Annotated in this window: 20 protein-coding genes and 2 pseudogenes; 12 read left to right on the top strand and 10 right to left on the bottom strand. The window is 61.2% G+C overall.

Features of this window, described 5'->3' with window-relative positions; all coding sequences use genetic code 11:
* Position 1 precedes the first annotated feature (1 nt).
* Genes paaD through galU form a run of 4 tightly spaced genes read left to right on the top strand, consistent with a single transcriptional unit; the run spans position 2 to position 3,507 of the window.
* Entirely contained in the window at positions 2-526 is a 525-nt protein-coding gene (gene paaD, locus ASPU41_RS01985; protein ID WP_069949490.1) for a 1,2-phenylacetyl-CoA epoxidase subunit PaaD, read from the top strand.
* 14 nt (positions 527-540) lie between these two features.
* Complete coding sequence (gene paaE / locus ASPU41_RS01980) at positions 541-1,761, top strand: 1,2-phenylacetyl-CoA epoxidase subunit PaaE (protein WP_069949489.1); 1,221 nt, start codon at positions 541-543, stop codon at positions 1,759-1,761.
* Between the two features lie 37 nt (positions 1,762-1,798).
* Entirely contained in the window at positions 1,799-2,578 is a 780-nt protein-coding gene (locus tag ASPU41_RS01975; protein ID WP_069949488.1) for an enoyl-CoA hydratase/isomerase family protein, read from the top strand.
* A 38-nt stretch (positions 2,579-2,616) separates the two neighbouring features.
* A complete protein-coding gene (galU, locus tag ASPU41_RS01970; RefSeq protein ID WP_069949487.1) occupies positions 2,617-3,507 on the top strand; it encodes a UTP--glucose-1-phosphate uridylyltransferase GalU in 891 nt (296 codons plus the stop codon).
* On the opposite strand, the gene ASPU41_RS01965 is transcribed toward galU, so the two are convergent.
* From ASPU41_RS01965 to ASPU41_RS01950, 4 genes are all read right to left on the bottom strand, one after another.
* Positions 3,500-3,934: a VanZ family protein gene (locus ASPU41_RS01965; RefSeq protein ID WP_069949486.1), complete on the bottom strand. Its 435-nt coding sequence runs from the start codon at positions 3,932-3,934 to the stop codon at positions 3,500-3,502. The genes galU and ASPU41_RS01965 overlap by 8 nt on opposite strands.
* Before the next feature lie 87 nt (positions 3,935-4,021).
* Positions 4,022-4,618 (bottom strand): LPXTG cell wall anchor domain-containing protein, encoded by a 597-nt coding sequence (locus ASPU41_RS01960; RefSeq protein ID WP_069949485.1) that lies wholly within the window; start codon positions 4,616-4,618, stop codon positions 4,022-4,024.
* A 172-nt stretch (positions 4,619-4,790) separates the two neighbouring features.
* Complete coding sequence (locus tag ASPU41_RS01955; RefSeq protein WP_069949484.1) at positions 4,791-6,665, bottom strand: DUF4012 domain-containing protein; 1,875 nt, start codon at positions 6,663-6,665, stop codon at positions 4,791-4,793.
* 77 nt (positions 6,666-6,742) lie between these two features.
* Positions 6,743-8,128, bottom strand: a complete 1,386-nt coding sequence (locus tag ASPU41_RS01950) for a sugar transferase (protein ID WP_069949483.1) — start codon at positions 8,126-8,128, stop codon at positions 6,743-6,745.
* Positions 8,129-8,522: 394 nt separating this feature from the next.
* Here ASPU41_RS01950 and ASPU41_RS01945 point away from each other — a divergent pair, with 394 nt between their 5' ends.
* From ASPU41_RS01945 to ASPU41_RS01930, 5 genes are all read left to right on the top strand, one after another.
* Complete coding sequence (locus ASPU41_RS01945) at positions 8,523-9,644, top strand: DUF1972 domain-containing protein (protein ID WP_069949482.1); 1,122 nt, start codon at positions 8,523-8,525, stop codon at positions 9,642-9,644.
* Between the two features lie 110 nt (positions 9,645-9,754).
* Positions 9,755-10,306 carry an acyltransferase gene (locus ASPU41_RS21870; protein ID WP_197515734.1) on the top strand — a complete coding sequence of 184 codons (552 nt, stop codon included), beginning with the start codon at positions 9,755-9,757 and terminating at the stop codon, positions 10,304-10,306.
* Between the two features lie 377 nt (positions 10,307-10,683).
* Positions 10,684-11,460, top strand: coding sequence for a glycosyltransferase family 4 protein (locus ASPU41_RS01940; protein WP_197515733.1), 777 nt, complete (start codon positions 10,684-10,686; stop codon positions 11,458-11,460).
* Positions 11,447-12,496, top strand: a complete 1,050-nt coding sequence (locus ASPU41_RS23685) for a glycosyltransferase family 4 protein (RefSeq protein WP_083266304.1) — start codon at positions 11,447-11,449, stop codon at positions 12,494-12,496. The genes ASPU41_RS01940 and ASPU41_RS23685 overlap by 14 nt, the downstream gene beginning before the upstream one ends.
* Positions 12,497-12,743: 247 nt before the next feature.
* Positions 12,744-13,862 (top strand): O-antigen ligase family protein, encoded by a 1,119-nt coding sequence (locus ASPU41_RS01930; protein ID WP_197515731.1) that lies wholly within the window; start codon positions 12,744-12,746, stop codon positions 13,860-13,862.
* Positions 13,863-14,044: 182 nt separating this feature from the next.
* On the opposite strand, the pseudogene ASPU41_RS23945 reads toward ASPU41_RS01930, so the two are convergent.
* The 3 genes and pseudogenes from ASPU41_RS23945 to ASPU41_RS01920 all read right to left on the bottom strand — a co-directional run.
* A pseudogene (locus ASPU41_RS23945) lies at positions 14,045-14,185 on the bottom strand (ATP-binding protein); the annotation flags it as partial.
* A 255-nt stretch (positions 14,186-14,440) separates the two neighbouring features.
* The gene (locus tag ASPU41_RS01925; protein WP_069949478.1) at positions 14,441-15,208 is read right to left on the bottom strand and encodes an ATP-binding protein; all 768 of its coding nucleotides are present in this window, start codon (positions 15,206-15,208) and stop codon (positions 14,441-14,443) included.
* Positions 15,186-15,521: a hypothetical protein gene (locus ASPU41_RS01920; protein ID WP_069949477.1), complete on the bottom strand. Its 336-nt coding sequence runs from the start codon at positions 15,519-15,521 to the stop codon at positions 15,186-15,188. Before ASPU41_RS01920 ends, ASPU41_RS01925 begins: the two co-directional genes overlap by 23 nt.
* A 400-nt stretch (positions 15,522-15,921) precedes the next feature.
* Between ASPU41_RS01920 and istA the strand changes: the two genes are divergently transcribed.
* Together istA and istB are read left to right on the top strand one after the other, a co-directional pair.
* The gene (gene istA / locus ASPU41_RS01915; protein ID WP_083266303.1) at positions 15,922-17,388 is read left to right on the top strand and encodes an IS21 family transposase; all 1,467 of its coding nucleotides are present in this window, start codon (positions 15,922-15,924) and stop codon (positions 17,386-17,388) included.
* On the top strand, positions 17,385-18,116 hold the full coding sequence (gene istB / locus ASPU41_RS01910; protein WP_197515653.1) for an IS21-like element helper ATPase IstB: 732 nt from the start codon (positions 17,385-17,387) through the stop codon (positions 18,114-18,116). The genes istA and istB overlap by 4 nt, the downstream gene beginning before the upstream one ends.
* Before the next feature lie 404 nt (positions 18,117-18,520).
* Here istB and ASPU41_RS01905 read toward each other — a convergent pair whose 3' ends face one another.
* Positions 18,521-19,555 (bottom strand): IS30 family transposase, encoded by a 1,035-nt coding sequence (locus ASPU41_RS01905; protein ID WP_069952410.1) that lies wholly within the window; start codon positions 19,553-19,555, stop codon positions 18,521-18,523.
* A gap of 54 nt (positions 19,556-19,609) precedes the next feature.
* A pseudogene (locus ASPU41_RS01900) lies at positions 19,610-19,849 on the bottom strand (transposase); the annotation flags it as partial.
* Positions 19,850-19,955: 106 nt separating this feature from the next.
* Here ASPU41_RS01900 and ASPU41_RS23680 point away from each other — a divergent pair.
* Positions 19,956-20,078 carry a hypothetical protein gene (locus ASPU41_RS23680; protein WP_269450069.1) on the top strand — a complete coding sequence of 41 codons (123 nt, stop codon included), beginning with the start codon at positions 19,956-19,958 and terminating at the stop codon, positions 20,076-20,078.
* A gap of 163 nt (positions 20,079-20,241) precedes the next feature.
* Here ASPU41_RS23680 and ASPU41_RS01895 read toward each other — a convergent pair whose 3' ends face one another.
* Positions 20,242-21,276, bottom strand: coding sequence for an IS30 family transposase (locus ASPU41_RS01895; protein WP_069952410.1), 1,035 nt, complete (start codon positions 21,274-21,276; stop codon positions 20,242-20,244).
* Between the last annotated feature and the right edge of the window lie 43 nt (positions 21,277-21,319).

Below are 21,319 nucleotides of genomic sequence, written 5' to 3'. Positions count from 1 at the left end.
CATGCCTGAGATGGACACCAAGACGGCCGAGCAGAAGGCCTGGGACATCGCGGCCACGGTCTGCGATCCGGAGATCCCCGTCCTCACGGTCGCGGACCTGGGGATTCTCCGGAACGTCCAGTTGTTCGACGACGGCGGGCAGGTTCCCGCGGTCCAGGTCACCATCACGCCGACCTACTCCGGCTGCCCCGCGATGGACGCCATCCGGGACGACCTCACCACGGCGTTCCACAATGCCGGCTACCCCCACGTCCGGGTTGAGCTGGTGCTCTCCCCGGCGTGGACCACGGACTGGATGACCGAGTCAGGCAAGGCCAAGCTCCAGGAATACGGCATCGCCCCGCCGTCGGGCCACTCGGCGGCCGTGCGGCACGCCGGGCCGGTCCGGCTGTCCCTCGCCGTCAAATGCCCGCAGTGTTCATCGTTGAACACCAAGGAACTCACCCGCTTCGGTTCCACCTCCTGCAAGGCGCTGTACGTCTGCCAGGACTGCAAGGAACCGTTCGACTACTTCAAAGTTTTGTAAGGAACAGGTGCCCCATGACTGTTGTCCGCCAGACCGCCGCTGAAACGGCTGCAGCCACCGGACGCCGACGCGCGTCCTTCCACCCGTTGACCGTGGATGAGGTCCGCCGGCTCACCGACGACGCGATCGAGGTCACCTTCGGCGTCCCGGCCGAGCTCGCCGGCCAGTTCGATTACCTCCCCGGCCAGTACGTCGCCCTGCGCACCACGCTGCCGGATGAGAACGGCGGGCCGAAGGAAATCCGGCGCAGCTACTCGATCTGCGCCGAACCGCGCAGCTTCGCGGACGGCAGCAGCGAGATCCGGGTCGCGATCAAGAAGGACCTGGGCGGGCAGTTCTCCACCTGGGCGAACGCCGAGCTCAAGGCCGGCGACGTCCTGGACGTCATGAGCCCGATGGGCGCGTTCGTGTCCAAGCACGGCCGCGACGGCAAAGAGCAGAACCTGATGAACTCGATGAACCATCCGGAGGAGCTGGCGGGGGAGCCGGGCTCCTTCGTCGCGATTGCCGCCGGTTCCGGCATCACCCCGGTGATCGCGATTGCCCGCACGCTGCTCGCGGCACACCCGGAAACCCGCTTCGACCTGGTCTACGCCAACAAGGCCGCCATGGACGTGATGTTCCTCGAGGAGCTCGCCGACCTGAAGGACAAGTACCCGGCCCGGCTCGCCCTGCACCACGTGCTCTCCCGCGAACAACGGATCGCCCCGCTGCTCAGCGGCCGGATCGACGCGGAGAAACTGCAGGCCCTGCTGGGGACCGCGATCCACGCCGACGACGTCGACGAGTGGTTCCTGTGCGGGCCCTTCGAGCTCGTCCAGCTCTGCCGGGACACCCTGGCCGAGCGCGGCGTCAACCCGGACCACATCCGCTTCGAACTCTTCACCACCGGCAAGCCGGACCGCCCCGAGGGCAACGCCGGCCGTCCCGTGATTGTGGACGAGTCCCAGGCAACCTACAAGATCACCTTCAAGCTGGACGGCCTCCAGGGCGAGGTGGCCAGCCCCACCCACGCCCGCGAATCCATCCTCAACGCGGCCCTGCGGGTCCGCCCGGACGTGCCGTTCGCCTGCGCCGGCGGCGTCTGCGGAACCTGCCGCGCCAAGGTGGTCACCGGTGCCGTCACCATGGATGAGAACTACGCGCTGGAGCAGGACGAACTGGATAAGGGCTACGTGCTCACCTGCCAGTCCCACCCCACGACGCCGGAAGTCACCGTCGACTTCGACGTCTAGCAGCCCACCCGCTTCCCGCCCCGACCTCAGGAGCCCCATGATTTCCCTCTCCATCGCCGGCGGCATCGCCGAGATCGTCCTTGACGCCCCGCACAAGCTAAACTCGCTCGACGGGCAGGCCCTCAGGGATTTAGCACAGGCGTACGACGACGCCGCTGCCGCCGCCTCGCGGGGCGAAGTGCGGGCGCTGCTGCTCAGGGGAGAGGGCCGGGCTTTCTGCGCGGGCCGGGACATCGCCGGCGTGACGCCGGAGACGGATGACGTCCAGGCGTACCTGGGCGGGCTTCTGCAGCCGCTGCTGAAGAAGATGGCTGCGTTCCCGGCCCCCACCTTCGCGGCGGCGCAGGGCGCCTGCCTGGGCGTGGGGCTGGGTCTGCTGCTGGCCACGGACGTGGTCTACGTGGCGGAGAACGCCAAATTCGGCTCACCGTTCGCCAATCTGGGCGCCACCCTCGATTCGGGCGGCCACTGGTACTTCACCGAACGCCTCGGCATGCACCGGACCCTGGACCTGATCTACACCGCCGAGCTCATGTCCGGCGCGGACGCCGTGGCCCAGGGGATGTTCAGCCGGGCCATGCCCGCGGCTGAGCTGCTGGAGAACACCCGCGCCATCGTGGCCAAGGCTGCCACCGGTGCCACCAGCGCATTCACCGCCAGCAAGGAACTCGTGGCGCACATCCGGGACCAGCGCCTCGGCCTCTGGGAGTCCATGGAAGAGGAGAACGCCGAGCAGGCCCGGCTCTGCAAGACCGAGGACTACTCGGAGGGCTTCCGGGCTTTCCAGGAAAAGCGCAAGCCGGTTTTCAAGGGCTAGCCATTCTCATTTCGAGGGTGCGCTTGTAGGGTTCCCCTATGACTTCGGGGAAACCAGTAACCAAAGCAGTCATTCCGGCCGCGGGACTTGGGACACGCTTCCTGCCCGCCACCAAGGCGATGCCCAAGGAAATGCTGCCCGTGGTCGACCAGCCGGCCATCCAGTACGTTGTCGAGGAAGCCGTCCGCGCCGGCCTGACCGATCTGCTGATGATCACCGGCCGGCAGAAGCGCGCGCTCGAGGACCACTTCGACCGTGAGCCCAGCCTGGAACGCGCCTTGGAACTCAAGGGCGATTTCGAGAAGCTGGAAGCGGTCCAGCACGCGTCCGCCCTGGGGCCCCTCTATTACGTCCGTCAGGGGGACCCCAAGGGGCTGGGACATGCCGTCCTGTGCGCCCGCCAGCACGTGGGTGATGAGCCCTTCGCCGTCCTGCTGGGCGATGACCTGATCGACGAGCGCGATGAGCTGCTGAGCACCATGATCGAGGTGCAGGCCCGGACGGGAGGATCCGTCATCGCCCTGATCGAAGTGGACCCGTTCGAGATCAGCGCCTACGGCTGCGCAGACGTTTCACCCGTCGACGGCGAAGGCCATGTCCGCGTCAACCGGCTGGTGGAAAAACCCTCGAGCGCCGATGCTCCCTCCAACCTGGCCGTCATCGGACGGTACGTGCTCCACCCGGCGGTCTTCGACGTCCTGGAGGAAACGGAACCCGGCCGCGGCGGCGAAATCCAGCTCACCGACGCCCTCCAGACCCTCGCCACCTCGGACTGCGAGGGCGGCGGGGTGTACGGGGTGGTCTTCAAGGGCCGCCGCTACGACACCGGCGACAAGCTGAGTTACCTGAAGGCCGTCATATCCATCGCCTCGGAACGGGTCGAATTCGGTGAAGAGCTCAAGGCCTGGATGAAAGCCTTCGTCAGCTAACCCTCGCGCCGCTCCGGGAGCGGACTACCTGCGTCACCAGGAAAGCCCCCAGAATGCATCCGGCGGTGTTGGTGGCAAGGTCCAACGGACTGGGAAAGCGGTTGTGAAGAAAGAGCAGCTGGCCCAGCTCCATGAATCCGGAGACCAGCAGGCCAAGGGCGCCGATCCGCCACCACGGTTTCCCCGGGAACGCCAAAGCCGCCACGACGCCGAGGGGCACAAAGAGGGCCACATTGGCGGAGGCCTCAATGAAGCCGTAGCCAATCCATGCCGGAACACCAAGGGCGTGGATAAAGAAGATGAATCCGGCAACCTGTCCCTGCACTGGCTTGTCCACCGGGCTGGGCCAGAAACCAACCAGCGCCAGGAACGCCAAAAACCCTGCCAGGACCGCGCGCCAGGCCTGGGGAGTCGCCGTGGCCCTCATATGCTCCTCAGGGAAGTATTAAAAGCAAAAGGTGGTGGTCTCCAGTATCCCGGAGACCACCACCTTCTTGATGCGTGTTACTTGTGCTTAGACGGTGACGTCAGCCTTGGCACGGCGGCGAACCACCACGACGGAGGTAACGCCGGCAGCCAGGGCGCCAGCGCCCACGAGGGACCAGATCATCAGATTGGAATCTGCGCCGGTGTTAGCCAGTGCGGTTCCGTTACCCGTGTTTGCAAGGCCAGCACCAACCGCGCGGCCCTCCACCGTGACGCTCGAGCTGACGGAAATGCCAGACTCCAGACCGGTCGCGGTCAGGGTGTAAACACCAGTCTCACTGATGGTGAGCGGGAAGGAGAACGCGCCATTGGCGTCTGCTGCGGAGGGGAAGCTCTGCGCTGCCAGCGGCAGTGTGATCTTTCCGGTCACCGTCATACCGCGGCCAGCGACGCTTGCGCCGGTCGATGCCGGCCGGGCGCCCGGCGTAACACTGATGGTGAGGCCTTCGCCGGCCTTGAAGCCCTTGCCGCGGAAGACGAACTGCTCGCCCGGGCCAACGGTGCCATCAGAAACGGCGGAGTTTGCGGGCGGAGCCGGGTAGGTCGTGTTGGCGGCCATGGCCGGAACTGCGCCGATGAGCGCAATAGAGCCGGCAAGTGTGAGCGCGGCAAGTGTTTTCTTCATGAGTCCCCCTGAGACCGTATATACGAGTGTCACGCGATGTGGAGATTCCCGACCCCCCAGTGGCCGCCAGATGGAATCTCATTAGTTAAGTCCCTGCCGACGATAGCACTGATAACGGGTGTGACCAAAGTGAATCAAGTTGCTTTACATACCGTTAACGCAGTGTTTACGTTCACTGATTGCAGACTGCTTCCTCAGTGGCGAGTTTCACGTCTTTGACAGGCTGGACTGTGGGCGTGACAACCACGTTAGGTTCCGTGTGCTGGACGATTTTGCCGAAGGTCAGCTCAACCGTGCTGCTTTGGCCCGGCGCCAAGGTGACGGTCACTGTTCCTACGGGTCGATTGGCATGGCGCTGCGCGTTGAAGTCCGCCTTCTTGCCGTCTACTGAGGCTGTTTCCACGTTGGCCTGCACTGGGCCGTACGCGATCACATTGGTGCGGACAGAGCCTGCCGGAACACCGAAAGCGCCAGCGCCGGTGACGTAGGCCGGCAGCGAAGTGGCCGCATCTGCGGGGGCCGTGTTGGTGCTGGTAATGCGCACGGATGTTTGTTCGTAGCCGCCGACGGAACACTGCTTGACAAGTTGGACCGTCCGCTTGACATGATAATCCATTTTTGCCCCCGTGCCGTCGTTGAAATAGACGCCGAACTGCGCGGGGGCGACGCTTGGGCCAGCGATTGATCCGCTTAACGGATACTTAGCAAGAACTGACTGCTCCTGCGCAGCGGCCGACCAAAGCAGAATTCGCCCTTCTGACGTTCCGTGGGAAATGCCGTCGATGAGGCCCTTTGCGTCGCCGTGTGCACCGGTGGAAAGCGCGCCGAAGATTTCTTTGGCCACTCCGGCGAAGTAAGCATCCTGATATTTTGGCACGGGAATTTTGGCGTAGACGTCGGAAAGAAGAGTTGGTACGACATTCTTGCCGCTCAGCTGGGTCGGCAGTCCGCGGCTAGCCAAGGCAAGGAGCTCGGGCTCCGTGATTTCCACGGGTCCGGTTGCGTCAAGGACATACCCCAACGAGATTGGATCCATGGAGATCACGCCGTCCACCCGCTGGCCGGACTTCTTCTCCCACATGGCCTGTGCAGTGGAAGCCGCGGTGGGAAAGTCTGGGGTCAGATTAACGTCCTGCATGTATTTGCCGAGACGCGTCGAGTAGATCTGCTGCTGCTCCGCGTCCACAGGAACCACGGGCGACATCACGCCAACGTCCCCGGCGCTGCTCTGTGCCCCCAGCGTCAGCTTGCCGTTGTCCAATTGGAGGACTGCCAGTGCTCCAGGAATACCTCCGGAGGCGCGGGCTTCGGCGTTGTTCTGGATCATGAGTAAGTAGTTCCGCTCGCCGTCGGCTCCCAACATGCTAGGCGCTATTTGGGCGGCGTTTGCGGAGGCATCGAGGGCGCCTGTTACTTCGCGCAGCTGCTCCCGGGCCCGCTTCAACGGTTCAGCGACCTGGGGCCACAGGTTGCTCGCGTCGATTCTGTACAGCCTTTCGGCGGAGGCCCGTACGGCGTGGGCGGCGGTTGAAATGCTGGGGGATGCATCTTGGATCGGGTCTAGGTTCGTCCCCGAACTGCTAGGCAGGAGACTACCCCAATCGAGCGATTCGTAGACCTTCACCAAGGGCACGACACCCAGGCTGGCAACATCGTCCGCTGATCGGGCAACTTCTGAAATGGCTCCGAAATTGGCTCCGACCCAAGGCGCCGAAGCGGCCAGGGTCCAAAGCGGATCTCCGGAGGCTTCGCGTGCTGCCGCTGCGTGGGCCCGAAGCTGATTGGCCGCAGCTATGGCCTCTTGTGGCTTGTCTCCTGAAATACTGCCTTTAAGGACGGGGATGAGGTCAATGGTGGCCTGAAGTTCATCCTTGATGATAGAGGCTCGGGTGCCCAGCCACGATGCTGCCACTACTGCGATGACCGCAGCGGCTGTCAGACATGCAGCTGCGATCACGTAAAGACGCCGGCGTGCTGGGCGCCTCACTGAACGGCTGAGGTGGCTCTGTTGGTATTCGTCGGGTTCCATCTTGCTTGGTTCAGTCATGAAGCGGGTTCCTTCCCCACTAGGGGTCTTCGGTCACGACCCCGCTGGGGGCCGTGGTCAAAACGCCGTCGGTGTGACTAGTAGGCGCCCGTGCTGTTGAAGACAGCGCGCGCTGTCTTCAGGATGATTACGAGGTCGCCAGCCAGTGACCAGTTCTCCACGTAGTAAAGGTCAAGGCGAACTGAGTCCTGCCATGACAGATTCGATCGGCCGCTAACTTGCCAGAGTCCGGTCAGTCCCGGCTTTACCAGCAGCCTTCGCCGGACATCTTTCTCATAGGCTGCGACTTCGCGAGGAAGGGGCGGACGTGGGCCAACGAGACTCATAGAGCCGGTAAATATGTTGAAGAGCTGGGGTAGCTCGTCGAGGCTGTATTTTCGAAGAAATCTTCCGACCGGTGTGATTCGGGGGTCGTCCTTCATTTTGAAAAGGACACCGTTACCCTCGTTCTGATTTTCGAGCGCCGCGAGTCGTCGTTCGGCATCAACAACCATCGAGCGGAATTTGAGCATGCCGAAATGTGTTCCCTCGATGCCGACTCGTTCCTGCTTGAAGAGCACCGGACCAGGGTCGGTTAGCTTGAGCACCAGTGCAATGATGATGAGAACGGGAGATGCGAGGACGATTAGGGCCCCTGAAACTCCGACATCGAACAGCCTTTTGGCTACACGCTGACCGCCATCAAGCGCTGGCGTGGTGACGTGAATCAATGGAAGGCCAGCCACTTGCTGGGTGTGGATACGTGGCCCCGCAATGTCAGTGAGCGCGGGTGCCATGATAAGTCCAACGTTCCGCGCCGCTAGCTCCCACCCAAGGTGCCGAAGGGTTTGGGGATGCAACTGAACGCCGGCCGAAACCGCGACTGCGTCGGCCTGGCACCGGTCAATAGCCTCCAAAATCGCATGTGCTTCTGGGTCGTGGCCAAGGACCGGGAGGCCAGATTCAGGTTCTGTCGCGAGGATTTCCTGTACTCCGGGTATATATGCCGCAATCGGAAGATATCCCGCGTGCTTGGCCGCGACGAGGCTCGACGCCAAATGCGCAACGGCGCTAGGACCGCCCAAGAGCATTAGGCGGGACATGCTCGCGCCGCTTTGGCGGTTCACGCTGAGGTGCTGTCTGAGGAGCCAGCGACCCATTATGAGTCCCAATAGTCCGACGGGCAGCGCAATCCCTACATAGCCACGTGCTGTTTCGACTCGGAAAACGTAGGAGAAGATGGCCACCAGGCCAAAAAGCCAAAGAGAGGCCGCGGCCACTCGCTTATACTCGTCGGGTCCAGAACCCAGAATTCTGCTATTCCTGCTGTTCCAGGCCTCCAACATCAGCCACCAAGCAACGCTTAGTGCAGCTGAAAACCATATATAGTTTGACTCGTCCCCCGATGCGCCAAAATTAGGTTCGACGCCGAACCTAATTACGTATGCACCTGCAACGGCCCAAATCACAACGAACGCATCCACAAAACGCAGCGTTCGTGAAGTCCGTACCCGCCAATCCGACACGGCGCTCAATAAACATCCCCCAAAGGTTAGTAACTCCGCTCAAGGGAGATCCCTGTCGAAAGGATACAGTCGGTCGGCGAACCGGTCGTAATCTTGCGATTACCGGCGGCCGGCGCATGTGCAGACGCGCCACCAGCCGCATGTCTTTTTGCTCGGGGGCACGCGAGCTCGGTGATCCGCCGTCTTGGTCACACGATCCTGCGTGACTAAGGCGAAAGCGATCCGTAGGCACCAACCGTTGCCGCGGCACCTGGATGCCTATGGGGGGTTAGATGTCCAAATCTCGAATGATATTCTTGACGCTGGCACTGTGTCGGAGCCTGAAAGATGTGTCAACAATGGGGGAGCGTTCATGAGTCGATCTGTTGCGATTATTGGGACCCGCGGGTATCCGAGCTTCTACGGAGGATTTGAGACCGCCGTTCGAAAGTTGGCCCCATATCTGGCTGATCACGAATGGGACGTCACGGTCTACGGCCGTTCGTCTCCCACACCAGGGGACCCGAACCGCGATGCGCGAGTCAACGTTGTGACGACCGGCGGAATCGAGAACAAGTCTCTCAGCACGCTCTCATACGGATTGATGGCTTGTTTACATGCGGCGTGGAAGAAGCCCGACGTCGCATTGGTAATGAACGTGGCCAACGGTTTCTGGTTACCTCTGTTGGCCATGCGAGGGATACCGACTGTGGTGAACGTCGACGGGATTGAATGGGAGCGTGCCAAATGGGGACGAATCGCAAAGCTAGTCTTCAAATGGGGCGCCAAGCTCACGGCGCGATTCGGCACGGTCCTCGTGGCAGATTCAAAAGAAATATCTCGTAGATGGCAGAACGAATTTTCTCGATCCTCTCTCTTCATTCCATACGGCGGTGACGCCAGCGTCGAGGACGTTGTTGAAGAGTCGTTCCTCAAACATCGCTACATTCTTGCGGTGGCTCGATTCGTACCGGAAAACACGATCCCGGAGTTTTTCGAGGCTGTGAGAGCACTCTCGGCTGACTACCAAGTGGTTATCGTGGGGTCTTCGGGCTACGGCGGCCAGCTAGAAGATGATGTAAAAAAGCTTGTCGCTGATAAGGCCAATGTTCAATGGCTGGGCCACGTGGCTGACGACCAGCGTCTGTTGTCCCTTTGGAAGCATTGTGCGGCCTATTTTCATGGGCACAGCGTCGGAGGAACAAATCCAGCGCTAGTCCAAGCCATGGCTAACGGAGCACCAACTGTCGCCCGGGACACTGTTTACAACAGGGAGGTGCTTGGTCCGCAGGGTAGGTTCTGCCAACCAGACGCCCGGAGCATAGAGGAATCCATCCGCGCAGTCATGGAGTCCCGTGAGGAACAGCGCCGATTGAGGGAAGTTTCACTTCAGCGCCTTCAGGAGGGCTATACCTGGGACTCTGTTTGCGCATCCTACGACCATGCTTTGACTCAGCAGGTCGCGCAGTTCCCCCACAGCAAAGTACTGTCATGAACTTATTGCGCTACGAAGGGCTAACCAACGGAGCGAACTTGGTAGCCACTGCTCAAATGGTGGCGCGCTCCGGACCCATGCTTCTTCGAGGGGGCCTAACGAAGCCGTGGTTGAGACGGTCTAAGGGGCCCCTATTTGTTGGCAGGGGGGCGCGACTCAAGAACCCCCAACTAATCTCTCACGACGGGCGCCTGGTCATTGAGGACTTCGCCGAGGTTCAGGGCCTTTCGAAGCATGGACTCAACTTTGGAAACGAAGTGTCGATCGGGCGTTCGACACAGATTCGTCCCAGCAGCTATTACGGCGGTGAAATTGGCGAAGGTCTCTGGGTCGGGGACCGAACAAGCTTCGGCGCTGGCTGTTTCATTGGCTGTTCAGGTGAGATCAGGATAGGCAACGATGTGATGTTGGGGCCAGGCGTCAGGCTATTCTCGGAAAACCATATTTTTTCGGAGACTGACCTCCCGATAAAGGCCCAGGGGGTTGAACGCTATTTTCTGACAATCAGAGATAATGTGTGGATTGGTAGTGGGGCCACAATAACTGCGGGGGTGTGCATCGGGTCGGGTGTGATCATCGCTGCGGGCAGTGTCGTCACCCGCGACCTTCCAGATAATTCCGTCGCAGCAGGCGTGCCCGCAAAGGTTGTGAGACTGCGGTGAGCACTGAGAGCCATATCACCCCGCAAGAAATTGTCTTCATTCACTCATCCAACGAAATGTATGGTGCCGACAAAATACTGTTAGAAGTCCTCAGCAGCCTCCCTGACGTAGATTTGCGGCGCTCGGTTGTCTGGTTGCCGGACGATCTGCCGGAAGGGCAAAATCGCCTAAGCTCCGAGCTCAGAGCCAGGGGAATACCGAATTTTCCCAGCCCTGCACCGGTTCTCAGGCGCAAATATCTCTCACCATCTGGTATCTGGCCCTTGCCCATTCGGCTTTGGAAGACATCCAGGATGCTAAAGAGGCTTCGACCGGAAGTTGTTTATTGCACGACTTCAGCAATGGTGATTTGCCTGTTGCTGGCTCGGGTCGCCGGAGTGAAGCAGATCGTTCTCCATGTGCAGGAGATATGGTCGCCTAGGGAGGCTGCGGTGTTGGGCCTGTTTGCCCGGGGTGCTAATCGAATTTTCTGTATCTCGACGGCAGCGCGGGACGCGCTTCCGGCGAAATTGCAGAACAGAGCAGAAATACTGTTCAACGCGCACAGTGACTCTGAAGTAAGACTTGTGCCAGTTCCTCCCGAGGGTGAACAGCTTAGGTTCGTCGTCGCTAGTCGGTGGAATGCTTGGAAGGGTCATAGCACCTTGCTCCGCGCCTGGGATGAAGAGGTGTGCCCTGGCGACCTCGTCATACTTGGAGGGCCTCCGACGATGGGGACAGGAATCGACGTTCCGGGGCTGGTCAGTGGGCTAAGACACCGGGAACACATATCGGTGGTGGGGGAAGTGGACGATATCGCATCATATATTGATGCGGCGGATTTTCTCATACTTCCCTCGGACAAGCCGGAACCGTTTGGTTTGGTTCTGCTGGAGGCGTTCGCCCGAGGACGGGCAGTCATTGCCAGCGAGGCGGGCGGTGTCCTGGACGTCGTCACTAGGGGAACTGACGGTTGGTTATTCCCAGTGGGAAGCGCATCCGGGCTGGCGTCGGTGCTCAATTCTCTTGACAGAGGAATGGCGCAGGAAATGGGGAGAAATGCTCGCCGGAGTTACGAAGAGAACTTTTCCATAGAGGCATATCGTGGGCGATTTCGCCAACTTTGGCACAAGATGAAGATTGAAGACTCTGGCGAAGCATATGCGCAGAGCTAATATCGTTTATTGGTATGGCTTGTCAGAGATGCCTCGAGACGGGGGCGGCCTCCGAGCCCTTGCTTGGCATAAGGCACTCAACGATCTTGGCTATGAAGCATCCATCCATGCACTTAGGTCGACGGAACCCCAAGCAGCCAAACAAAGCCGACTGAGGAATTTCAAAAAGCGGGTCATCCCTATGCCCCTTCAGGGCCGCCTGCCCAATCTGCCTGCCGCTGACCTCAATGTCATCACGGTTCCATCCGTTTTTGCCTCCGCGGGCCGAAGTCTTAATCAATCAACGTTGCTCTTTGATTGGATGGACTTGTGGAGTGTAAACGCGAGGACCATGGCCCAGTCGTCACGGTCGCTCCGGCCCGGGGGGCTTGCTCAATCTCTTTGGTGGAGAAGGCTGGAGTCACGATTGCCGGTGAAGGCTGCGGGCAATGCATTTGCCGGCCACCAGGACTTCTTGTCACTGTCTCGTTCCCGGAGAGTGCCTTCTGCTTGGCTGCCTACCCCAGTCGAATGGCCAGAATCCATCGTGCCTCGGCCATCGAAGAGGCCTCGCCGCATCGGGTTTCTTGGAAACATGAATTATCCACCAAATGTCATGTCTCTAAAGCAGTTCCTATCGACGTACGCTGATCGGTTGGGGCTGATGGGAATGGAACTCGTGGTCGCGGGCTATGGTTCAGAGGTCGTCAAGTCGTGGACCAGCCAGGTTACTGTACTCGGCGCCGTGGGCGACGTAGCAGCCTTCTATTCGGCCGTTGATGCTGTCATTGTTCCCATCAACCACGGTGGTGGCATTAAAGTGAAAGCTCTCGAGGCAATGGTTTACGGTGTGCCGATATACGGAACCGAACACGTGCGTAGTGGTTTTGATCCATCGTTTTGGAAATATATTGGTGACGTTTACGACCTTATGAATGATGATCATAGGAATCTGGAAGTGGCACCCCTCCGCGCGATGCATTCGCGGTTTAGCGAGTCCAGCTTCACAGAAGGTGTGGGGGATTTGTTGCGGCGCTCTGGGTTCAAGCTGTCCTGATACACCCGGAAGTAGCTCCAGCGGCTAGTTCGGTTCACACGTCATCATGAAAGGCGCCGCTTCGATGACAATTGTCATTCTCATATTGGCAGCCGTGGGATTATTTATATTTCACGCTCTGGCTGGTCGAGTCAACACAATTATGGTAATTTCCATGTCGACAATGTGCTTTTTGCCCAAGGTATTGTACGGCGGATCATTAGCGGACGTGACTCGAAGTGGTATATCCAGTTCCGAGCCCCGTGTAATGACTTACACCGTAGGGATTGCTGTCATTGCCGTTCTAGGGTTATTAACTGGCAGGCGCTTGGAGTCGAATCGTCTGTTCTTCCCTTTCGTGGCTTTCCTCATTTTCTGCTACTCGTTCGTTTGGACGCAAACGGGTGAAGTCCAGGCTGGCATGATTCACATGCTAACGGCCGCGGCAGCCTGGGCCGCAGGCGCCTATGCGGCCTCATGCGTGGAGAGGGACCAGAAGAACGGACAGATCTTTATTTACTGGATCCTGGCAACAGTTCTCTTACAATTGGGCATTTCGGTGCTTCAGTTTGTGGGTCTTCAGTTGTTCCCAACGAATGCGGTGACCTCTGAACTTGTTGGTAGCAGAGTAAACGGATCCTTCGGACACCCGACAACCTTAGGTAAAGTACTTCTACTCTTCATAATGGCTTCTCTGCCTTTCACCAGGTCTACGTTGCGCCGGACGCGTTCAGCAGCATGGGCTGCCGTTGCTGCATCGTTCCCGATGTTTGTGTTGTCCGGCGGTAGAGCAAACTTCTTCTCGGCAGTGGTCATGATCTTGCTTTGGACGCTTCTCTTGCCTCGCGGCCGAGCCTTGGCGAGCAAGGTTGCGATTCCTCTGGGGGTGGCAGTTGTGGGGTTCGCATCAGCGGGCGTCTGGTTTGCGAGGTTTGAAGAAGACCCTGAAGGATCGACGAGACAGCACTTCAATGAAGTGGCGCTTGCCTTGATTCCCGGCAATCCGCTTGCCGGCACTGGACCCAATACTTACATCACCACAGCCGGCCCCACTGACATGCTCACGGCCCAGGGATGGCCTGTGCATAATTCCGTACTGCTTGCGGCGGTCGAGATCGGGATGTTGGGCACCATTCTTCTTTTTATGCCGTTGCTAGTCGCTTTTGGTGTTGCATGGCGTCGCCGTCGTGAAGATTCGAAGACCGGTGATTTTGCTAGAGCCTATGTTTCGGCATTGCCGGGAATCTCTCTCGTGGCACTCACTGGGTGGGGCATGATGAGCGACGTGCTCCCGCTCTGGCTGTTCCTTGCTGCTTTTTGTTTCCAGCAACAGCTCTCGAACAAGGTGAGCGATCGATCCCTCGCTTTTGCAACGGATATTCGATGAGACCCTGACTGGTAAGAATGTCGCATCGCACCCTTGGTAGAACTGCTCCGTGTCGGGAATCATCTTTGGACCTCGACGTTCTCGACCTGTCAAGCTGTCAGTGCTGGTCGAAAAGTGAGCCGTTTCGTGGGGTGAAAACTGAGCCACGTTGACGAAAATATTCTGCCGTAGTTTTCGGTCGTTGAGGGCAGGGCTTCGATCTGGTGGTTCTTGAGCCGGTAGCTGGAGCCTTTGAGGGTGACGACTTCCGTGTGGTGGACGATGCGGTCGATCATCGCGGAGGCGACGACCTGGTCCCCGAAGACATCGCCCCAGCGGGCGAAGCTGGCTCTTCAAGGTTCGTGGGGAAATGGATTCCCGGATGAGTGTCATGCCGCCGTCCGGACGGCACTTCTCAAGAGAATAACTGATTGTAGTTGGCGGGGTTGCGATAGCCACGGGCGGTGCGTTTTATGTTCTTGATGACAGATAGCTTCAGTTGGTACCGCTGGTCTGGATGGTTGGTACCGGCATTCCGGGAACTTGGTACCGGCCCTCCGCATGTCCGCTCGGGGCCGGCACCACGTCCTGGGTGGGGTCTATTCCCAGTGGTCCGGTTGAGCCCGGGCCCTGTCGTCGCGGTGCCGTCGCATGTCCACGTCGCCGAGGTTGAGCTGGCGGGCGTTGTTGGCCAGCCGGTTCACGATCGAGTCCGCGACCACCCGGTCCGGTAGGGCCTCGACCCAGTAGGCCGGACCGGACTGCGAGGCGATGAGCGTGGGCAGGCGGTGTTCCCGGTTGGCCAGGACCGCAAAGAGGTCGTTGGCCGCTTCGGGGTCGATGCCCACGGTGAGGACGTCATCGATGACCAGCAGGTCCACGCCCGAGAGCTCGTTGAGCAGCTTCTGGTGGCCGATGCCGTCACCGCGGGCGATGACCAACCGGCGGGCGAGGTCGTCCATCCGGGTGTAGGCGACGGTGTGTCCGCTCTGGCAGGCGGCGATCCCGATCGCGCAGGCCAGGTAGGTCTTGCCACCACCGGTCGGTGAGATGACCAGCAGGTTCGTGGGGTCCTGGCGCCATTGGTGGGCGGCATAGCGCTTCATCCGCACCGGGGTGATCCCGCGTCCCTCCTGGTAGTTGATCTCGGCGACCGAGGCCTGCGTGATGGGGAACCTGGCGGCCCGGATGAGCTTGTCGATCCGGTGGGCCCGGCGCTGTTCGAGGGCGTCGTCCACGGCGGTGAGGAAGATCTGCTCGGGAGTGAGCTCGTCATTGGCCTCGTCGGTGATCAGTTCCTCGAATCGCACGGCCAGGTGCGCGATGCGCAGGGCCCGGAATTTCTCATGGTCCTCGCTGGTGAACATCAGCCCTCGCCTCCCTGGCCGCCGCGCCGGTAGTGCTCGGCCGAGCGCACGTGCACCGCGGCCCCGCGGCCCCGAGGCCGGCGCCGGGGTCGGCGCCGGCGGCGGGTTTGCGGGTGGCCGCCGCCGGTGTGACCGTTCTGGGCTTCTTGGTGTCGGAGTCGATGGTGGCCATGATCCGCTTGATCGTGCTGTAGGTTCCCGGGCCCTGACCGGTGTCGAGCAGGACCTGGCAGGCGGCCTCCAGGCGGGCCTTGTTCCGCTTGCCCAGGGACTCCAGAATGTTCTGGCAGTCCAGATAGCCTTGGGCCTCCACAGCGTGTCGGTCGATGATCCCGGCGATGACCGCCTCGGTGGCTGGCCCGAAGCCCCGGGCGCGGTCCGTGAACCACCGCTTGGACCACAGCCCGTCGATACCCCGGTGCCGGGTCGGGGCATGCTGTGTGTGATCGACTATCTGTAGGCCGTTTCAGCCAGGAATTTGAGCCATGTTGGTGGCTCGTTTCAGGCCAAAAGAGCGGTAAGAATTAGGCCAGTTTTTTCTTCCCGGAATCAGGTTTCGGGGGCTTGCCTGAAGTTAGAGATCACCCGGGTGGTCGGGGGCCTTTCCCAGAGTGTTGGGGACATGGGCCCGCCACCCCCAGATAGGTTCCTTACGGTGCTGCCATTGCGAAGCGTATGCGCCGGAAGGGCTGGAAAGTGAGATGACGGTACCCATGTCCGTTCAAGAAAATATCAGAAGACTCGACTCCCAGGGAGTCCCGGTGCGTCAGATCGCCCGAAGGCTTGGAGTGAGCCGGACCTCGGCGGCCAAGTACGCCGAGCAGGAGGACTTCTCCCCGGCGCCGCGGGCACCGCTGGCCAGGCCGGGGGCCTCGGTGCTGACCGGGTTCGAGCACATCATTGAGCGGTGGCTCATCGAGGATCAGCGCCGGAACCGCAAGCAGCGGCATACGGCGAAGCGGATCTTCGACCGGCTCGTTGACGAGCATGGTTTTACCGCCACCTATTCACCGGTCCAGCGGTACGTGAAGAAATGGTTGGCCGCCCACCGGCAGCCCGGTGAGGGGTTTACCGAACTGGTCTGGCCTGCCGGCACCGTGCAGGTCGACTTCGGTCAGGCCGAGGCCATCGTTGCCGGGATCCGGCAGGTCCTGCATATCCTGGTGGTGACCTTCCCGTTCTCGAACATGCGCTTCGTGCAGGCGTATCGGGGCGAGACCGCCGAATGCGTGGCCCACGGGCTGCGGAGGGTGTTTGAGCACATTCGGGCTGCGCCGCGGCACATGGTCTTTGATAATGCCACGGGCATCGGAAATCGGGTGGGAACCCGGGTGACCGAGACGAAGCTGTTTGGCGCCTTCAAACTCCACTACAGGTCCGAGTCACGCTATTGCAATCCGTACTCGGGCCATGAGAAGGGCAACGTGGAGAACGCGGTGGGGTTCCTGCGCCGGAACTTCATGGTCCCCGAGCCGGAGGCCGCCACCCTGGAGGGGCTGAACAAGGACCTCATGGCGCGCTGCGACGCGTTGGCCACCACCGTGCACTACCGCAAGGGCCTGCCCCTGGGTGAGCTGTTCGCCCAGGACGTTGCGGCGTCCATAGACCTGCCGGGGATCGGTTTCGATGCCGTGCGCTACGAATCGCGCAAGGCCGACAAGACCGGGAACCTGCTCATTGACGGGAACACGTACGCCGCCGGGCCCGCTTTCCACGGGCGAATGCTCACGGTGGGGTTGGGACACGACGTGGTGCAGATCCTTGATGAGCATTCCGAACCTGTCCGCACGTTCCCGCGCGTCTTCGGCAAGCAGGCCGAGACGGTCTTTGACCCTGCTTCCCTGGTGCCGTTGCTGGTGACGAAGCCCGGGGCGTGGTCCCATTCGCCGCTGCGGGCCCTGGTGACGGACCCGGTGCGTGACTGGTTGGACCGGGCCACGGCCACGGATCGGCGCCGGCTGCTCAACTCGGTGGATGCTGCCTCATCGGTGGCGGGATTCGATGCCGCGGTGGCCGCTGCCGACACCCTGATCCAGCGCGGGGATGCACCGGACATGGCCATGCTGGGCATGCTGGCCCGCCGTCTGGCTGATGGCACCGAACCGGAGGCAACGAACGTGGACCTGAGCGTCTATGACACCTTCACCACCCTGAACACCACCACAGGAGAAATAGCATGAGCACGATCACCGTCCAGGACCTCCTTGAGGCGGGCAAGCACGCCTCGCTGACCGGCAGCGTGTTGACCGATTGGGCCGAGAAGGGCACCCCGAAGCAACGTGAATACCTGCACGGGGTGCTGGTCGCCGAGCACGAATCCCGGCAGGAGTCACGGCGCCAGCGGCTGTTGAAGGCCGCAAGGTTGCCGGCCATGAAAACACTCACCGGGTTCGACTACAGCAGTGTCAGGTTCCCGGAGGACTACGGCCGCGGACCTCTCGAATCCCTGGATTTCATCAACCGGGCCCAGGACCTGGTCCTCTACGGCGACGTGGGCACCGGCAAAACTCACATGGCCACCGCCCTGGTGGCCGCCGCCTGCCGGCAGGGCATCCCCGCCAGGTTCTTCACCACCTCCGCCCTGGTCATGATGCTGCGCCGCGCCAAGGACGAAGACCGCCTCGACAAGGAACTGGCCTCCCTGGCCAAGAACCGGCTCCTGGCCATCGACGAGCTGGGCTACCTCCCGATCGACGCCGAAGGGGCCAGGCTACTCTTCCAAGTGATCGCGGACGGGTATGAAAAACGAAGCCTGATCATCACAACAAATTTGGAGTTTTCCCGCTGGGGCACCGTGTTCGGAGACGACAACATGGCCGCCGCCGTCATTGACAGATTGGTCCACCACGGGCGGCTTCTGCAGTTCCGCGGCGAGTCCTACCGGGTCAAAAATGCCCTCATGAAATAGCCAACCGCTGAAATGGACCAGAAAAGAGCCGACGTGGCCTAATTCTTAGCGCTGAAACGGCCTACTTAAACTTGACGAAACACACATGCGCGACATCGGTGGAATACTGGCCTTTCCGGCCCTGCCGTCGGGCGTGCTCGCAGATGACCTGGTCCCGGCGAATAGCCCAGCGCAGCCAGCCTGACGCGGAACCCTGGAAACAGTGAGGCCAGCGGGCCGCGGACACGTACCTTGGCAGGATCGCTCATGATCCTTGTCCTTCCGAGAGAAGACGGGAGGACAAGTATCAGACAGTCGCCGGATTATGCCGAACATTTCCGGCACCTTCCCGGCCCTGAGCTGCGGGTTCAGGCAGACATCGGCATAATCCGGACATCAGGATAATTCAAGAAGGCAGGGCGGTGTCAACCCGTCTTAGCAACGTCGTCGTTGAGTAGCTTGGTGAATACTTCCCTCGGTGTGAAGTAGCCCAGGACGGCGCGTGGTCTGTCGTTGAGTTCATCGGCGATGGAGTCCAGGAACGGCTGGTGGCTGGGAAGGACTTCGCCTTTGGGCAGGTATTCCCGGATGAGGCCGTTGGTGTTTTCGTTGCTGGGCCGCTCCCACGGTGAGTGCGGGTGGGCGAAGTACACGGGCAGGTCCGTGGCGAGTGTCAGCTGGGCGTGGCGGGCCATTTCGGTGCCCTGGTCCCAGGTCAGGGATCCGCGCATCAGTGCCGGCAGGTCATTGACTTTCTCGATCAGCACATCGGCCAGTCCTGCAGACTTTTTGCCGTCGGGAAGGCCGAGCATGATCAGGAATCTGCTGTTCCGCTCCACCAGCGTGGCCACAGCGGTCCTGCCGGCCTTGCCGACCACGAGATCCCCTTCCCACGCCCCTGGAACCCGCCGGTCCGCGGCCTCTTCCGGGCGGTCATCGATGCTGACCATGCCGATGATCCTCCCGCCTGTCCGCTCACCCAACGGCTTGCGGGTTTTTCGCTTGGTTCGTTTGGACTGCAGCAGGATCCCGGACTTCGCCAGCTCGCCCTTGGGCAGGGCGTAGATCCACCGGTAGATGGCCTCGTGGGAGACGGTCCGGCCTTGCGCGTCAGGAGATTTAACCATGGTCTCAACGCTGGTCTCCGTGGCTTCCAAACGCAAGCGCCCGGCGATCTGCCGCGGCGTCCTGGACCGGAACAGGTCAGCCTTCACCCGTGCCGCGAGGACAGGATCGGTGTCCATCTTCCGGGCCTGCGGACGGCTGCGTTTCCGCTCCGCCCTCACGTCTGCGGTGACAGGGCGGTAGCCACGGGTCTTGGTGGAATTCCGCCGCCGTTCACGCCACACGATCGTGTGGTCCCGGCCGATATCGGACCCGATCTGCCGGTCCGTTTTACCGGCCTGAAGCCCCACCGCGATATCCGCCCGATCCGAAAAAGTCAACGCCCTGCGCGCCACCGGCAACCCCTCTATTCAACGTGTTGTTGCTTCGAGGGTATGACACCGCCCAGTCTCCGCCCGCAGCTCTTGAACTTCACGCTCGAGCTCCTTCAGCCGGGCCCGTTCCGAAACCGTCAGATCCACCTCCGTCCCGCCGTTGGCCTCGCGGTACTTGACCAGCCAGTTGCGGAGCGTCTCGGGCCCGACACCATACGCCGTGGCCACGTCCTTGATCGGCTTGGACGTGTTGATCACCTCGCGGCACAGCTCGTCCTTGAACTCCTGGGTAAATCGCTTACGTGACGCGGTCATGCTGATCTCTACTTTCGGTAGACCCCCATTTTAAGAGGGCCCACTGTCCGATATCTCCGCGGCAGCTCACAGCTTCGCTACCCGGCAGGACGCCCGCCGGGCGACCATGCGCTACATCGAGGTGTTCTACAACCGCTGGCGGCCCCATACCAACAATGACGGGTTGCCGCCGGCCACGGCGATGGCCAACTTCAAGACCAAAAACCAGCCACTACCCGTGGCCGCCTAACCAAAAAGAAACCAACCGGCTGTCTCACATCCTTGACACACCTCACTCAATTCCCCACGAACCACGAAGAGCCGCGGCGACTTCCCGGGACAGCACGGCGGCCAGGAATTCCTCGTGGTCCGGAACGGGTCACTGTGTCGAGGGCCCGTAGCCCATGGCGGTGTCAACCCGTCTTAGCAACGTCGTCGTTGAGTAGCTTGGTGAATACTTCCCTCGGTGTGAAGTAGCCCAGGACGGCGCGTGGTCTGTCGTTGAGTTCATCGGCGATGGAGTCCAGGAACGGCTGGTGGCTGGGAAGGACTTCGCCTTTGGGCAGGTATTCCCGGATGAGGCCGTTGGTGTTTTCGTTGCTGGGCCGCTCCCACGGTGAGTGCGGGTGGGCGAAGTACACGGGCAGGTCCGTGGCGAGTGTCAGCTGGGCGTGGCGGGCCATTTCGGTGCCCTGGTCCCAGGTCAGGGATCCGCGCATCAGTGCCGGCAGGTCATTGACTTTCTCGATCAGCACATCGGCCAGTCCTGCAGACTTTTTGCCGTCGGGAAGGCCGAGCATGATCAGGAATCTGCTGTTCCGCTCCACCAGCGTGGCCACAGCGGTCCTGCCGGCCTTGCCGACCACGAGATCCCCTTCCCACGCCCCTGGAACCCGCCGGTCCGCGGCCTCTTCCGGGCGGTCATCGATGCTGACCATGCCGATGATCCTCCCGCCTGTCCGCTCACCCAACGGCTTGCGGGTTTTTCGCTTGGTTCGTTTGGACTGCAGCAGGATCCCGGACTTCGCCAGCTCGCCCTTGGGCAGGGCGTAGATCCACCGGTAGATGGCCTCGTGGGAGACGGTCCGGCCTTGCGCGTCAGGAGATTTAACCATGGTCTCAACGCTGGTCTCCGTGGCTTCCAAACGCAAGCGCCCGGCGATCTGCCGCGGCGTCCTGGACCGGAACAGGTCAGCCTTCACCCGTGCCGCGAGGACAGGATCGGTGTCCATCTTCCGGGCCTGCGGACGGCTGCGTTTCCGCTCCGCCCTCACGTCTGCGGTGACAGGGCGGTAGCCACGGGTCTTGGTGGAATTCCGCCGCCGTTCACGCCACACGATCGTGTGGTCCCGGCCGATATCGGACCCGATCTGCCGGTCCGTTTTACCGGCCTGAAGCCCCACCGCGATATCCGCCCGATCCGAAAAAGTCAACGCCCTGCGCGCCACCGGCAACCCCTCTATTCAACGTGTTGTTGCTTCGAGGGTATGA

It is taken from the genome of Arthrobacter sp. U41 (assembly GCF_001750145.1).
GTDB lineage: Bacteria > Actinomycetota > Actinomycetes > Actinomycetales > Micrococcaceae > Arthrobacter.
The sequence above is the reverse complement of the archived record's forward strand: the minus strand, read 5'-3'. Positions and strand labels throughout refer to the sequence as shown.

Bases quoted from the DNA above. Each gene is read 5' to 3' on its own strand.
- ASPU41_RS01960 (WP_069949485.1), bottom strand. From the start codon at position 4,618: ATGAAGAAAACACTTGCCGCGCTCACACTTGCCGGCTCTATTGCGCTC.
- ASPU41_RS01930 (WP_197515731.1), top strand. From the start codon at position 12,744: ATGACTTACACCGTAGGGATTGCTGTCATTGCCGTTCTAGGGTTATTA.
- ASPU41_RS01955 (WP_069949484.1), bottom strand. From the start codon at position 6,665: ATGACTGAACCAAGCAAGATGGAACCCGACGAATACCAACAGAGCCAC.
- istA (WP_083266303.1), top strand. From the start codon at position 15,922: ATGTCCGTTCAAGAAAATATCAGAAGACTCGACTCCCAGGGAGTCCCG.
- ASPU41_RS01945 (WP_069949482.1), top strand. From the start codon at position 8,523: ATGAGTCGATCTGTTGCGATTATTGGGACCCGCGGGTATCCGAGCTTC.
- ASPU41_RS01925 (WP_069949478.1), bottom strand. From the start codon at position 15,208: ATGTTCACCAGCGAGGACCATGAGAAATTCCGGGCCCTGCGCATCGCG.
- ASPU41_RS01975 (WP_069949488.1), top strand. From the start codon at position 1,799: ATGATTTCCCTCTCCATCGCCGGCGGCATCGCCGAGATCGTCCTTGAC.
- ASPU41_RS01965 (WP_069949486.1), bottom strand. From the start codon at position 3,934: ATGAGGGCCACGGCGACTCCCCAGGCCTGGCGCGCGGTCCTGGCAGGG.
- paaE (WP_069949489.1), top strand. From the start codon at position 541: ATGACTGTTGTCCGCCAGACCGCCGCTGAAACGGCTGCAGCCACCGGA.
- istB (WP_197515653.1), top strand. From the start codon at position 17,385: ATGAGCACGATCACCGTCCAGGACCTCCTTGAGGCGGGCAAGCACGCC.
- galU (WP_069949487.1), top strand. From the start codon at position 2,617: ATGACTTCGGGGAAACCAGTAACCAAAGCAGTCATTCCGGCCGCGGGA.
- ASPU41_RS23685 (WP_083266304.1), top strand. From the start codon at position 11,447: ATGCGCAGAGCTAATATCGTTTATTGGTATGGCTTGTCAGAGATGCCT.
- ASPU41_RS23680 (WP_269450069.1), top strand. From the start codon at position 19,956: ATGCGCTACATCGAGGTGTTCTACAACCGCTGGCGGCCCCATACCAAC.
- paaD (WP_069949490.1), top strand. From the start codon at position 2: ATGCCTGAGATGGACACCAAGACGGCCGAGCAGAAGGCCTGGGACATC.